The organism is Paraburkholderia sp. BL6665CI2N2, assembly GCF_004366535.1.
GTDB lineage: Bacteria > Pseudomonadota > Gammaproteobacteria > Burkholderiales > Burkholderiaceae > Paraburkholderia.
Genome location: NZ_SORC01000001.1, coordinates 7,967,807 through 7,981,299, shown reverse-complemented (window position 1 = coordinate 7,981,299; position 13,493 = coordinate 7,967,807). Strand labels below are relative to the sequence as shown.

The following is a 13,493-nucleotide window of genomic DNA, read 5'->3' as shown; positions in this document are numbered from 1 at the left end:
CCGATTGGCTGAAACCTGGCAGATAGAGCATGGCAACCCTGATTACCGATGTAAAAGTCATCCTGACCGCGCCGGAAGGCATCAACCTCATCGTCGTCAAGGTGGAGACGAACCAGCCCGGTCTGTATGGGCTCGGATGCGCGACTTTCGCTTACCGGCATGTGGCGGTGCAGTGTCTGATCGAGGAATATCTGCGACCGCTGCTGATCGGGCGCGATGCGGACGCGATCGAGGAACTCTGGCAACTGATGCATCAGAACGCGTACTGGCGCAACGGACCGATCGAGAACAATGCGATCTCCGGTGTCGACATGGCGCTGTGGGACATCAAGGGCAAACTGGCGAACATGCCGCTCTACCAGCTGTTCGGCGGCAAGTGCCGCGAAGGCGTGCCGATCTATCGCCACGCGGACGGCCGCGATCTGAACGAATTGTGCGAGAACATTCAGAAGTATCGCGAGCAGGGCATCACGCACATTCGCTGTCAGAGCGGCGGCTATGGCGGAGGCGGTTTCGGCAGGGCGCCGGCGAGCGCGCCGCAAGGCGCGGCGGACGGCGTCTATCTCGACAGCCGTAAATACATGCGCGACACGCTCAAACTGTTTGACGGCATTCGCAGCAAGATCGGTTTCGACGTCGCGCTGTGTCACGACGTGCATGAACGTTTGAAGCCGGTCGAAGCGATCCGCTTTGCGTGCGATCTGGAGCGGTACGAACTGTTCTTTCTCGAAGACGCGATCGCGCTGGAGGAGGGGGAATGGATGCGTCAGTTGCGTGCCAAAACGACCACGCCGCTGGCGCAGGGCGAGCTATTCAACAACCCGTACGAATGGCGCTTCCTGATTACCGAGCGTCTGATCGACTTTATCCGCGTGCATCTCAGCCAGATCGGCGGGATTACCGCGGGACGCAAGCTGCAGATCTTTGCCGAGCAATTCGGCGTTCGAACGGCATGGCACGGCCCCGGTGACATGTCGCCGTTGGCGCATGCGGCGAATATTCATATCGATCTGGCCGCGCGCAATTTCGGCGTCCAGGAATGGTCGGGCATCGAGCCGCCGAATTTCGTGATCCAGGACCTGAAGGGTCCGCGAGCGGCGCTGTTCGATGTGTTCCCCGGCCTGCCCGAGTTCAGGCAGGGTCACGTCTACGCCAACGACAAGCCGGGTCTCGGTGTCGATATCGACGAAGCGGAGGCCGCAAAATATCCCTGCGAAAATAGCGTAACGATGTGGACGCAAACGCGTCTGAAAGACGGCACGCTACAAACGCCGTGACATACCCACTCTGACGCAATGGTGCGCACGGATCTTGGCTTGGCAAGCATTCGTGCGTCGACGCGCGCAACGTTGCGCCGCAAAACGCAACTATGCGGGCGATGCAGAACAGTCTCTCCACTGCTGCACGACAAACGGCGAATTCCGAGCAAATGAATTTGAAAACCACTCGCTGAACAGCCGTTTTTCATTGTAGTGGCAGCAGCAACAGTGAATTCAGGATTGGCGGATTTATCCCGCCGCGCTGGCCGCCTACACTCGATGTACCGCTGCAACGACAGCCCTTGCCGCAGCGCGTAGAAAGACAATCTCTGGAGGTGGTTTCATGAAGTCGCTCATTCAAGCCGTTGCGATCGCCGTTGTTCTTGCCGCGCCGGTAGCTTCGTTCGCTCAGTCGTCCAATGAACCTGTATCGCAAGGTGCGCAGACGCAAGCCGCGGGTCATCAAGACCCGGCTCAGGCTGGCAACAGCGGATATGGTTCAGCCAGCGCAGGCACGTGGCAGGCAGGTCAAGGCAGCGATACGACGGTTAGCTCCTACTCGCCGCCGATTCACAACGCGCGTTAAGCATTTCACGAAGCGCGCGGCGAACCCATCACCGCGCGCGAAACTGAATCTCTTCTTTCATGGCGCGCGCAACAGTGTCATCTCGTTGTGCAGCAGCGCCAGCAAATCATCATCGCTAGGCCGCGTGCCCCAATGCCGCGCGCCCGCTACCGACGCAATTGCGATCCACGAGTGAGGTGGAAACCATTCGCGCAAGAGTGTGCCGTTCTGACGCAAACACAATTGACCGGTCTGTTCGCTGTATTCGGCGCAGATCAGCGTGTCGTCGATGCGCGCGGTGACTCGTCGTGGATCGCTGGGTAGCAAGTCGTCGCTCCTGCAGAACGTGTGGCGCGAATGCGTGCGCGGCACGGCCGCGTCATCGACGCGGCCGCGGCTTTTACATCAATGATCGCCGTGGCCATGACCGTGATCGTGATCATCGCCATGGCCGTGATCGTCGCCATGACCATGCCAGCCGTTGTCGTGACCGCGCCAGTCGCCGTGCGGACCGCGCGCTTCATACCAATCGCGTCCGCCGTGATGACGCTCTTCCCATTCGCGCCGTTCCCAGTAGCGGTGACCGTCGTAATACCGTTCGCCGTACCAGCCCGGACTCACCACGACCACCGGCGGAGCCGGAGCGTAGACCGGCGGTGGCGGGGCATACACGGGTTCGGGCGCATAAACGACGCCTGGAACGCCGATGTTCACGCCCACATCGACGTGGGCCAGCGCGACCGACGACGCACCGATTCCGAGACCCGCGACGATCGCCATGGACAGCCAGCGGTTTTGTGATTGCTTCATATTTTAGTTCCGGCTTCTACGATGATGAGTGGAAAGTCTTGCGCGTGTCGTGCTCAATAACGATCGTGATAGTGGTTGTGGTAGCCGCCTTCCGGAACCACGATGCAGCCGCCCAATGCACTGCCGAGTGTGACGGCCAGAATGACCAGCGCGAAAATTCTTTTCATGACATTGCTCCCGTTTCCTTGTGACCCGAACTCTACTGAGCTGCGGCATTACCGGTGTGTTTGTGTGTAACAGGACGTGTCGATTGCGATATATGCGGGCAACCCGTGCGTCGCGTGAATAGCGTGCGTCGAGACGCAATGAGCAGAGGGGGCTCAGCGCGCAGTCTGACGCGCAAACCATTGAACGCATTATGGAAAGGTCGGCGTGGCCGGGCGTCTCGCGTTTGCCGCGCGTCGAACCGCGCGTGTATCGACGGCCATTGGCTATGCCGCGGCGCATGTCGTAGCGGCTATGCGGTGCGGATACATTCGGTTGCAGACTGCACTGTGCAGACCCGTGTTCCCGGCGGATTTATCGGACCGGCAGTGCGCGCCTATGCGTTGGCGCGATACGCGAGCCTCGATAGCAAACATGAGCGACAGCATCGTGACGATACCGGCGCCATCGCGTCTACGCGCGATCCTCATTCCGTCGCGTGTGATAAGGACATGAAAAACAAGTGTTTTACGCGCGTCGCCGGGACTGGTTAGATCGCTGGATCGGCTGACCGTCAGCCACTTCAGTTCGATCGCAATCTTGCGGTTAGCGCTGAGCTTTCTCGTCCTCAATCGTCCTCAATCCGTCCCACCCCAGGAGTGACATAGCATGTCGAATCTGAGTCTCGCGACGTCCAACGCACTGGACATTCATCCCGTCACTGTTCGCATCGGCGCGGAAATTCGCGGCGTGCGGCTGTCGAGCCAACTCGAAGCGGCCACCGTCGAAGCGATTCGCGCGGCGCTGGTACGTCACAAGGTGATATTTTTCCGCGGCCAGACGCATTTGCAGGACGCCGATCAGGAAGCCTTCGCCAGGCTGCTCGGCGAGCCGGTTTCGCATCCCACGGTGCCGGTGGTGGACGGCACGGACTATCTGCTCGAACTCGACTCGCATCGCGGCGGCCGCGCCAATTCATGGCACACGGACGTGACGTTCGTCGACGCTTATCCGCAGGCGTCGATCCTGCGCGGCGTAACGATTCCGGAGGTGGGTGGCGACACGGTGTGGGCCAACACGGCCACGGCTTACGACGATCTGCCGCCGCCACTCAAAGCGCTCGCCGATCAGCTCTGGGCCGTGCACAGCAACGATTACGACTACGCGAATCACACCAGCGTCGGCGAGCGTGGCCGCGATGCCGAGGCGATCAGGCGTCACCGCGAGGCGTTCGTGTCGACGCGTTACGAGACCGAGCATCCGGTCGTGCGCGTGCATCCGGAATCAGGCGAAAAGACGCTGATTCTCGGGCACTTCGTGAAGAGTTTCGTGGGTCTCGCGCCGAGCGCGTCGGCGCATCTGCTGGAACTGCTGCAAGGTTACGTGACGCGTCTCGAGAACATCGTGCGCTGGCGCTGGCAGGCCGGCGACGTCGCGATCTGGGACAACCGCGCGACCCAGCACTACGCGGTCAACGACTACGGCGACGCGCACCGCGTGGTGCGCCGCGTGACGCTGAAGGGCGATGTGCCTGTGAGTGTGGACGGCCGCCGCAGTTTCACGCGCAGCGTGCAGCCGAATCCGGCGGCGAAAGCGGCCAAGGCGGCCTGACGGCCCGTCGATCTAACGTTCAGCCCGGCTCGGCGGCGATCTGTTGCGGCGCGGCCGCTTGCCGATAGCCGAGCCGCGCCGAGATCGCGAGGCCCGCCTTCCTGAGCAGCGCGACATAATGCGACTTCGTGTCGGCGCCGCAGCGCATGGTCGGAAACGAAATCGACAGGCCGGCGATCACGCGGCCGAAGCGGTCGAACACCGGCACCGCGAGGCACCGCAGACCTTCTTCCTGTTCCTCGTTGTCCTCGCCGTAACCTTGCTCGCGCACGTGCGGCAGAATGTTCAGCACGGCCTCGGCGGAGGAGAGCGTCTTCTGCGTCGACTTGCGGAATTCGACGTGCGAGAGCACTTCGCGCGCGTCGGCCGGGTCCATCCACGCAAGCAGCACCTTGCCGATCGCCGTGCTGTGCAACGGATTGCGCCGCCCGATGCGCGACTGCATGCGTAGCCCGTAGTCGGCGTCGATCTTGTGAATGTAGATGATGGCGTCTTCGTCGAACGCGCCGAGGTGCACCGCCTCGCGCGTCGCTTCACCGATGCGGCGCATTTCCACGTCCGCCTCGCGCACCAGATCGACACTTTCCAACGCCTTCGCGCCGAGTTCGAACAGGCGGATGGTCAGCCGGTAGCGCTCCGTTTCCACTTCCTGCGTGACGTAGCCGAGCGCCTTTAGTGTCTGGATCACGCGATGCACGGTGGTCTTCGACATGCCGAGCCGCTGCGACAGTTCGCTGATGCCGATCTGTCCGCTGTCGCCGATCGCGCCGAGAATCGCGAAGACGCGGCCGATGGACGAGGCCGATTCGCCCTTGTCGCCGCAGTCGGCGTTCTCCGCGTCTTGCGCTTGTGGGGCGCCGTCGTCCTTGCGCTGTTTGCCTGCTGATGCCATTTCCGTATTCCCTGTCTATCCGTTCCAGTGCCGTTCCCGCAAGTTGCTGGTATTTCCCGGCGCGTGCGCCCGCGCGGCGCCGGGAGCATACCGCGTCCTGCGCCCGCTGCCGAGTCAGCGAGCGAGCCAGCCGCCGTCCACTGCCAGTGTATGCCCATGCACGTAGTCCGAAGCCGCCGACGCGAGGAATACCACCGGCCCCGCGAGATCGTCCGGCGTGCCCCAGCGGGCGGCGGGAATGCGGCTCAGAATCTCGTCATTGCGCTGCGCGTCGTCGCGCAGCGCGGCCGTGTTGGCGGTCGCCATGTAGCCCGGCGCGATCGCATTGACGTTGATGCCTTGCGCCGCCCATTCGTTCGCGAGCAGCCGCGTGAGCCCGAGCACGCCGCTTTTCGACGCCGTGTATGACGCAACGCGGATGCCGCCCTGAAACGACAGCATCGACGCGACGTTGATGATCTTGCCGCCGCTTTGCTGCTTCACGAATTGCCGCGCGGCAGCCTGCGAGAGAAAGAACAGGCTCTTCAGATTGACGTCCACCACGGCGTCCCAGTCGGCTTCGGTGAAATCGAACGCGTCCTCGCGGCGGATGATGCCCGCGTTGTTCACCAGCACGTCGACGCGGCCGAACGCTTCCACAGCGGCGCGCACGATGTCCTCGACCGGCGCGATCGAGCGGAGATCGGCGCGCACGTCCGCGAAGCGTCGCCCGCAGGCTTGCACACGCGCGGCGGTGTCGCCGGCGTCGGCGCGGCTCACGCCGACGATGTCGCAACCGGCCGCGGCAAGCGCGACCGCCATGCCGGCGCCGAGCCCCGTATTGCTGCCGGTGACGATGGCGACGCGGCCGCTGAGATCAAAGGGATTCACGATGTTCGAGCCCATGTCGCGCGGTCGTGGTTGCTGATTTGAAAAGGGCGGTCCATCAACGCAAATCTCGCACCGCGATGTGATCCATATCGCTGAACACCTGGTTTTCGCCGACCATGCCCCAGATGAACGTGTACGCCCGCGTGCCGACGCCGGAGTGAATCGACCAGCTCGGCGAGATCACCGCCTGTTCGTTGTGCACGAGAATATGCCGCGTCTCGTTCGCCTCGCCCATCATGTGAAAAACGGCGGCGTCGTCGGCGACGTTGAAGTAGAAATACACCTCCATGCGGCGTTCGTGCGTATGGCACGGCATGGTGTTCCACAGGCTGCCTGGTTCGAGTTTCGTCCTGCCCATGGAAAGCTGGCAGGTGGGCAGCACTTCGGGAACGATGAACTTGTAGATGGTGCGGCGGTTGCTCGTGGCGGGGTCGCCGAGCGTTTGCGGCGAGGCTTGCGCGAGCGAGATGGTGCGGGTCGGATACGACGTGTGAGCGGGCGCGCAGTTCAGATAAAACTTCGCGGGGCGCGCGGCGTCGTCGCTGCCGAAGGCGATGGACTGCGTGCCCTGGCCGATGTAGATCGCCTCTTCATTGCGCACCTCGTGGCGCGTGCCGTCCACGTCGACCCAGCCGTCGCCGCCGATGTTGATCGCGCCGAGTTCGCGCCGCTCCAGCAGATAGCTCACGCCGATCGCCTGGCCGACGGAGCCGGGCACCTCGACCGCGCGCGCCACCGGCATCGCGCCGCCGACGATGATCCGGTCGATATGGCTATAGGTCAGCTTCAGCGCATCGCGCTCGAACACCTGATCGACCAGAAACGCCTTGCGCAGCCCGTCGGTGTCCAGCGTCTTCGCGTATTCACTGTTGATGGCCTGTCTCGCTTCCATTGTTCCGTCTCCGCTGGGGTTGTGGGCTCGACTGTAGCGCAGAAATGCAGTTTCGGAACATCGGTCCGAAAATATTGCGATACCGCATCATGACTGACAAGGCTTTGGGAGAACGCGCGGGTAAACGATGAGCTAGATTTATCAAGAAAACGGAACAGCGTTCCTTTCACGGTGCTATATTGCGCCGAAAGGGAGCAAGCCCGGCGCGAGAGCGGGACATTACCCAGGGTGAATTACCCGATAACTGGACGCGAAGTCCATGGAGGAGGCATGAAGCTCAAGAAGGCCATCGACCGCATTCCTGGCGGCCTGATGTTGGTGCCGTTGCTGCTCGGCGCCTGCGTCCACACGTTTGCGCCGGGCGCGGGCAAGTACTTCGGCTCGTTCACCAATGGCTTGATCTCCGGCACCGTGCCGATTCTGGCGGTGTGGTTCTTCTGCATGGGCGCGACCATCGATCTGCGGGCGACCGGCACGGTACTGCGCAAGTCGGGCACGCTGCTGGTGACGAAAATGCTCGTGGCGTGGATCGCAACCATCATCGCCTCGCACTTCATTCCAATCGACGGCGTCAAGGCCGGACTCTTCGCCGGCCTCTCGGTGCTGGCGATCACGACGTCGATGGACATGACTAACGGCGGTCTCTACGCGGCCGTGATGCAGCAATACGGCACCAAGGAAGAGGCGGGCGCGTTCGTGCTGATGTCGATCGAATCCGGCCCGCTCGTCAGCATGATCATTCTCGGCGCGACAGGTGTGGCGTTCTTCGAGCCGCGCCTGTTCGTCGGCGCGGTGTTGCCGTTTCTGGTCGGCTTCACGCTGGGTAACCTGGATGGCGAGCTGCGCGAGTTCTTCGGCCGTTGCGTGCATCCGCTGATTCCGTTCTTCGGCTTTGCGCTCGGTAACGGCATCGACCTCAGCGTGATCGTGAAGAGCGGCTTGCCGGGCATCGTGCTGGGTCTCGGCGTGATCGTCGTGACGGGCATTCCGCTGATTCTCGCGGACCGATGGATCGCGGGCGGCAATGGCGCGGCGGGACTGGCGGCTTCGTCGACGGCAGGGGCCGCGGTGGCGAATCCGGCGATCATCGGCGAGATGATTCCGAGCTTCAAGCCGCTGGTGCCGGCCGCGACGGCGATGGTCGCGACGGCCTGTCTGGTGACTGCGATTCTGGTGCCGATCCTCACGGCGATGTGGGTACGCCGGCATCATGCGCGCGACGCGTTACGCGAGGAGTTCGCAAGGGCAGCGGCTGGTAACGCGCCGCCCCTGAATGAACGGGATGTCCATGTGTAGCGCAGCAAAGGCGGCTCGCTTTCGCTCTAATCGAGAAGCGTAAGCGGGCCGTGCGCCGGTGCGTTTGTTATCGCGCCAGGTTTGCTTCGCGCGTGTTCCCGCTGAAGCGGTCGCAGCTCCACGGTCTTGCCAGTCAGCGTGGGTTGCATGAGTCCTGAAGTCGTATCGTTCATTGCAATAAAAAAGTCCGCGAGCAACGACTCGCGGACCCGGTACGGTGGTGTAAAAACAGGCGGCGATAACGCCGCCCGGTTCCGCCTTAAACCGACATCACCGATACCGCCTTGGTGACCAGATAGCCTTCCATTGCTTCCGGACCGCCTTCCGAACCGTAGCCCGAATCCTTCACGCCGCCGAACGGCATTTCCGGCGATGGCGTGGCCGGCTGGTTGATCCACAGCATGCCGACTTCCAGTTGCTGCGACAGCAGGTGCACGTTGGTGAACGACTTCGTGAACGCGTAGCCGGCCAGACCGTACGGCAGACGGTTGGCTTCGGCGATGGCTTCCTCGAGCTTGTCGAAGCCGCGGATCGCGGCGATCGGGCCGAACGGCTCGTTATTGAACACGTCCGATTCGAGCGACACGTTGGTCAGCACGGTCGGCGCAAAGAAGTTGCCTTCCGAGCCCACGCGCTCGCCGCCCGTCTCGACCTTGGCGCCGGTCTTGCGCGCATCGTCGAGCACCTTGCTCATCGCCGTCAGACGACGTGCGTTGGCGAGCGGGCCAAGTGTGGTGCCTTCGGCGAGGCCGTCGCCCAGCTTCAGGCCTTCAGCGTGCTTGACCAGCGCAGCGGCGAATTCTTCGCGAATGCTGTTGTGCACCAGGAAGCGCGTCGGCGAGATGCAGACCTGGCCGGCATTGCGGAACTTCGCGCCGCCCGCGGCCTTCACGGCGAGCGCCACGTCGGCGTCTTCGGCCACGATCACCGGCGCGTGACCGCCGAGTTCCATGGTCGCGCGCTTCATGTGGGCGCCGGCCAGTGCCGCCAGTTGCTTGCCGACCGGCGTCGAGCCGGTGAACGTCACCTTGCGGATCACCGGATGCGGGATCAGGTAGCCCGAAATTTCAGCGGGATCGCCGAACACCAGGCCGACCGTGCCCGTCGGCACGCCGGCTTCGACGAAAGCCTGCAGCAGTGCGGCCGGCGACGCCGGGGTTTCTTCCGGCGCCTTGACGAGGAACGAGCAGCCGCATGCGAGCGCCGCGCTCAGCTTGCGCACGACCTGGTTGACCGGGAAGTTCCACGGCGTGAAGGCGGCGACCGGGCCGATCGGTTCCTTCAGCACCAGTTGCTGCGCCGCGAGGTTGCGCGACGGCACGATGCGGCCGTAGACACGGCGGCCTTCGTCGGCGAACCACTCGATGATGTCCGCGGCCGCCAGCACTTCGACGCGTGCTTCGGCAAATGGCTTGCCTTGCTCCAGCGTCATCAGGCGGCCGATGTCCGAGGCCCGATCGCGCACCAGCGCGGCGGCTTTGCGCATGGTCGTGGCGCGCTCGTTGGCCGGCACCTTGCGCCAGGCTTCGAAGCCGCGTTGCGCGGCGGCCAGCGCGCGGTCCAGATCGGCGATGCCGGCGTGTGCCACTTTGCCGATGGCCTTGCCGGTAGCAGGATTGATGACGTCGAGGGTTTTGCCGCTGGCGGCATCGCACCACTCGCCGTTGATCAGAAGTCGGGTATCGGTGTAGTTCGAGGTTGCCATGCTGAAGTTCCTATGTAGGGGAAAACGACAAGGCCGCGCGGTCGTGAAAAATTGGGCTGGACCTGCGCGGGCCCTGGATGGACTGCCGATAACCAAACAGTTTATCTGATTGCATCGAATCGCACCGGCGGGCCGCCGGCTATGGCGCGCGGCACGCGTCTTGCGACGGCGTTGTCGCGGCGTCGAGAAAACGGGCAAAGCAACGCCGCGCAAAGAAGCGTAGAGTCGAGCGGCGGAGGCAGAATCCGGCGCACCCGCGGCGGCGGGCGAAGCTCGGCGAAAGCAGCCCAATCAACCCAGATGCACAGAGGAATCGACATGCCAACCGGTACAGTGAAATGGTTTAACGACGCGAAAGGTTTTGGCTTCATCACCCCCGACGACGGCGGCGAAGATCTGTTCGCGCACTTCTCGGAGATTCGTTCCGAAGGTTTCAAGTCCTTGCAGGAAAACCAGAAGGTCAGCTTTGAAATCAAGCAGGGGCCAAAAGGCAAGCAGGCGGCGGATATCAAGCCGGTCTGAGGTCATGGCCGGTGCGCACGCGCAATGCGTGCGCGCCGGCCATCATTGCGCGTCACCCACACAAAAAAGCGCGTCTCGTTCACACGCATGACATGAAGCGCGGCGAGCGGAGTCGCCCGCACGATCCTCTCTAGTACATCTAATCCGACGCCTGTTTCGAAGCACATGAAACAGCGTGGCCGGCATCGTCAGCGCCCATATTTTCCTTAAGGTTTCCTTCAGCTTTGCTCCGTAGTATTTGCGCGACTCCCGCTTCCCGGCGGGACAATAGTTCCGATAGTCTGTCGACAGAGAACTGAAAGCGCCAACTCAAGGCTTGCTGGAGCATCCATGAAAACCCTGTTCTTGCAGGCGCCGTCGTATGACGGCTTCGATGGTGGCGCGGGTTCGCGCTATCAAGCCAAGCGTGAAGTCCGCTCGTTCTGGTATCCGACGTGGCTCGCGCAGCCCGCGGCACTCGTGCCCGATAGCCGCGTGCTCGACGCGCCCGCCGACGGCGTGTCGGTCGAGGCCACGCTCGACATCGCGCAGCACTACGATCTGGTGGTGATCCACACCAGCACGCCGTCCTTTCCCACCGACGCGCTATTCGCCGAAGACCTGAAAAAGCGCAAGCCGTCGCTGCTGGTCGGCATGGTCGGCGCCAAGGTGGCGGTCGATCCGCACAATTCGCTGACGGCGAGCGAAGCGATCGATTTCGTATGCCGCGAGGAATTCGACTTCACCTGCCAGGAAGTCGCCGAGGACAAACCGTTAGCGCAGATCAAAGGCCTGAGCTACCGCAACCGTGACGGCTCGATCGAGCACAACGAAGCGCGCCCGATTCTCGAAGACATGGACGAGCTGCCGTTCGTGGCGCCCGTGTACAAGCGCGATTTGAAGATCGAAAACTATTTCATCGGCTATCTGAAGCATCCGTACGTATCGATCTACACGGGCCGCGGCTGCCGTTCGAAATGCACCTTCTGTCTGTGGCCGCAAACCGTGGGCGGGCATCGCTACCGCACGCGTTCGGTCGAGAACGTGCTGGAAGAAGTGAAGTGGATTCGCGACAACATGCCTGAAGTCAAGGAGATCATGTTCGACGACGACACCTTCACCGACTTCAAGCCGCGCGTCGAGGAAATCGCTCGCGGCCTCGGCAAGCTCGGCGTGACGTGGTCGTGCAATGCCAAGGCGAACGTGCCCTACGCGACGCTCAAAATCATGAAGGAAAATGGCCTGCGCCTGCTGCTGGTCGGCTACGAATCCGGCGACGACCAGATCCTGCTGAACATCAAGAAGGGCTTGCGCACCGACATCGCGCGCCGTTTCAGTGACGATTGCCGCAAGCTCGGCATCAAGATTCACGGCACCTTCATTCTCGGCTTGCCGGGCGAAACGCAGGACACGATCCAGAAGACGATCGAGTACGCCAAGGAAATCAATCCGCACACGATCCAGGTGTCGCTCGCCGCGCCGTATCCGGGCACGACGCTCTACAACCAGGCGGTCGAGAACGGCTGGCTCGAAGAGAACAAGGTGATCAATCTCGTGAGCAAGGAGGGCGTGCAGCTCGCGGCGATCGGCTATCCGCATCTGTCGCGCGAGGAGATCTACCATCAGCTCGAAAACTTCTATAAGCGTTTCTATTTCCGCCCGTCGAAGATCTGGGAAATCCTGCGTGAAATGCTGACGAGCTGGGACATGATGAAACGGCGCTTGCGCGAGGGCGTCGAATTCTTCCGTTTCCTGCGCGCCCACGAGGCGTGAGCGCCGCGCACCTGCTCGCCGTCACGCTGGCCTATGCGTGCGCGGCGTGCGCGGTTTTCGGCGTCGGCTATACCGTGCTCGCCGGTGCGTTGATCGGACGGTTCTTCGCGCGGGCGGTATCCGAGCCGACTGCCTTTCCGCCGGTCACGATCGTCAAGCCGCTGCACGGCAACGAGTGGGCGTTGCTCGCCAATCTGTCGAGCTTCTGCCGCCAGGATTATCCCGGACCCGTGCAATTCCTGTTCGGCGTTCACGACTCCGCCGACCCCGCGCTGCAAACCGTCGACGACCTGCGCCGCCTCTATCCCGACGCGGACATCACCGTCGTGGCCGACGCGCGCCTGTACGGCCCGAACCGCAAGATCAGCAACATCCTCAACATGCTGCCGCAAGCGCGGCATGACGTGCTCGTGTTCGCCGACAGCGACGTCAGCGTTGGTCCGGACTATCTGCGCAATGTGATCGGCGAGCTGGAGATGCCGGGCGTAGGTCTCGTCACCTGCGCGTATCGCGGACAGCCCGATCCCGGCTTCTGGCCGCGCCTGTCGGCCAAGGCAACCAACTATCAGTTCCTGCCGGGTGTCGTGACCGGTCTCGCGCTCGGGCTTGCGCGCCCGTGCTTCGGGCAGACCATCGTGATGCGCCGCGATACGCTCGAAAAAATCGGTGGCTTTACGCCGTTCGTGCGGCATCTGGCCGAGGATCATGCGATCGGCGAGGCGGTGCGCCTGCTCGGCGAGAAGGTGGTGATTCCGCCGTTCACGATCTCGCATGCGTGCGTCGAATCGAGCGCGGCGCAACTGATCGCGCATGAACTGCGCTGGAGCCGCACCATTCGCCGCATCGATCCGCTCGGCCATCTCGGCTCCGCGCTGGTTCATCCGTTCGCGTTCGCGCTGCTCGCGGTGCTGTGCTCGGCCGGCGCGTGGTGGGCTTGGTCGCTCGCGCTTGCCGCCATGGGCGCGCGGCTGGCCTTGAAACTGCTGTCGGATCGCGCGTTGAAGCAGGCGTATCGCGACCTGTGGCTGCTGCCGTTCTGGGATATCGTATCGTTTGCGATTTTCGTCGCGAGCTTCTGGTCGTCGCGCGTGATCTGGCGAGGCATCAGCTTCAAGGTGGACGGCGACGGCCTGTTGTCGGCGGCCCAGGACGAATGAACGGCGGTACGGATCGGC

General features: G+C 62.9%; 13 protein-coding genes. 7 read left to right on the top strand and 6 right to left on the bottom strand.

Features of this window, described 5'->3' with window-relative positions; all coding sequences use genetic code 11:
- The first annotated feature begins 29 nt into the window (after positions 1-29).
- Entirely contained in the window at positions 30-1,277 is a 1,248-nt protein-coding gene (locus tag B0G81_RS35825; RefSeq protein ID WP_134142271.1) for an enolase C-terminal domain-like protein, read from the top strand.
- Positions 1,278-1,602: 325 nt separating this feature from the next.
- Entirely contained in the window at positions 1,603-1,845 is a 243-nt protein-coding gene (locus B0G81_RS35820; RefSeq protein ID WP_106284322.1) for a hypothetical protein, read from the top strand.
- Between the two features lie 57 nt (positions 1,846-1,902).
- Here B0G81_RS35820 and B0G81_RS35815 read toward each other — a convergent pair whose 3' ends face one another.
- Together B0G81_RS35815 and B0G81_RS35810 are read right to left on the bottom strand one after the other, a co-directional pair.
- Positions 1,903-2,151, bottom strand: coding sequence for a hypothetical protein (locus B0G81_RS35815; protein WP_134142269.1), 249 nt, complete (start codon positions 2,149-2,151; stop codon positions 1,903-1,905).
- Between the two features lie 78 nt (positions 2,152-2,229).
- Positions 2,230-2,634 carry a hypothetical protein gene (locus B0G81_RS35810; RefSeq protein WP_106284323.1) on the bottom strand — a complete coding sequence of 135 codons (405 nt, stop codon included), beginning with the start codon at positions 2,632-2,634 and terminating at the stop codon, positions 2,230-2,232.
- A gap of 813 nt (positions 2,635-3,447) precedes the next feature.
- On the opposite strand from B0G81_RS35810, the gene B0G81_RS35805 reads away from it, so the two are divergent.
- A complete protein-coding gene (locus B0G81_RS35805; protein ID WP_134142267.1) occupies positions 3,448-4,389 on the top strand; it encodes a TauD/TfdA family dioxygenase in 942 nt (313 codons plus the stop codon).
- Between the two features lie 19 nt (positions 4,390-4,408).
- Here the strand turns inward: B0G81_RS35805 and kdgR are convergent, their stop codons facing one another.
- From kdgR to kduI, 3 genes are all read right to left on the bottom strand, one after another.
- Positions 4,409-5,281, bottom strand: coding sequence for a DNA-binding transcriptional regulator KdgR (gene kdgR / locus B0G81_RS35800; protein ID WP_121308073.1), 873 nt, complete (start codon positions 5,279-5,281; stop codon positions 4,409-4,411).
- A 114-nt stretch (positions 5,282-5,395) separates the two neighbouring features.
- On the bottom strand, positions 5,396-6,166 hold the full coding sequence (kduD, locus tag B0G81_RS35795) for a 2-dehydro-3-deoxy-D-gluconate 5-dehydrogenase KduD (protein ID WP_134142261.1): 771 nt from the start codon (positions 6,164-6,166) through the stop codon (positions 5,396-5,398).
- A gap of 40 nt (positions 6,167-6,206) precedes the next feature.
- The gene (gene kduI / locus B0G81_RS35790) at positions 6,207-7,043 is read right to left on the bottom strand and encodes a 5-dehydro-4-deoxy-D-glucuronate isomerase (RefSeq protein WP_134142256.1); all 837 of its coding nucleotides are present in this window, start codon (positions 7,041-7,043) and stop codon (positions 6,207-6,209) included.
- A 270-nt stretch (positions 7,044-7,313) separates the two neighbouring features.
- On the opposite strand from kduI, the gene kdgT reads away from it, so the two are divergent.
- A complete protein-coding gene (gene kdgT, locus B0G81_RS35785; RefSeq protein WP_134142253.1) occupies positions 7,314-8,339 on the top strand; it encodes a 2-keto-3-deoxygluconate transporter in 1,026 nt (341 codons plus the stop codon).
- Positions 8,340-8,598: 259 nt separating this feature from the next.
- Here kdgT and B0G81_RS35775 read toward each other — a convergent pair whose 3' ends face one another.
- Entirely contained in the window at positions 8,599-10,044 is a 1,446-nt protein-coding gene (locus B0G81_RS35775) for an NAD-dependent succinate-semialdehyde dehydrogenase (RefSeq protein ID WP_134142250.1), read from the bottom strand.
- Positions 10,045-10,362: 318 nt separating this feature from the next.
- On the opposite strand from B0G81_RS35775, the gene B0G81_RS35770 reads away from it, so the two are divergent.
- From B0G81_RS35770 to hpnI, 3 genes are all read left to right on the top strand, one after another.
- A complete protein-coding gene (locus tag B0G81_RS35770) occupies positions 10,363-10,566 on the top strand; it encodes a cold-shock protein (protein WP_007181784.1) in 204 nt (67 codons plus the stop codon).
- A gap of 330 nt (positions 10,567-10,896) precedes the next feature.
- Positions 10,897-12,318, top strand: a complete 1,422-nt coding sequence (hpnJ, locus tag B0G81_RS35765) for a hopanoid biosynthesis associated radical SAM protein HpnJ (RefSeq protein WP_134142248.1) — start codon at positions 10,897-10,899, stop codon at positions 12,316-12,318.
- Positions 12,315-13,475 (top strand): bacteriohopanetetrol glucosamine biosynthesis glycosyltransferase HpnI, encoded by a 1,161-nt coding sequence (hpnI, locus tag B0G81_RS35760; protein ID WP_134142246.1) that lies wholly within the window; start codon positions 12,315-12,317, stop codon positions 13,473-13,475. Before hpnJ ends, hpnI begins: the two co-directional genes overlap by 4 nt.
- Positions 13,476-13,493: the final 18 nt, after the last annotated feature.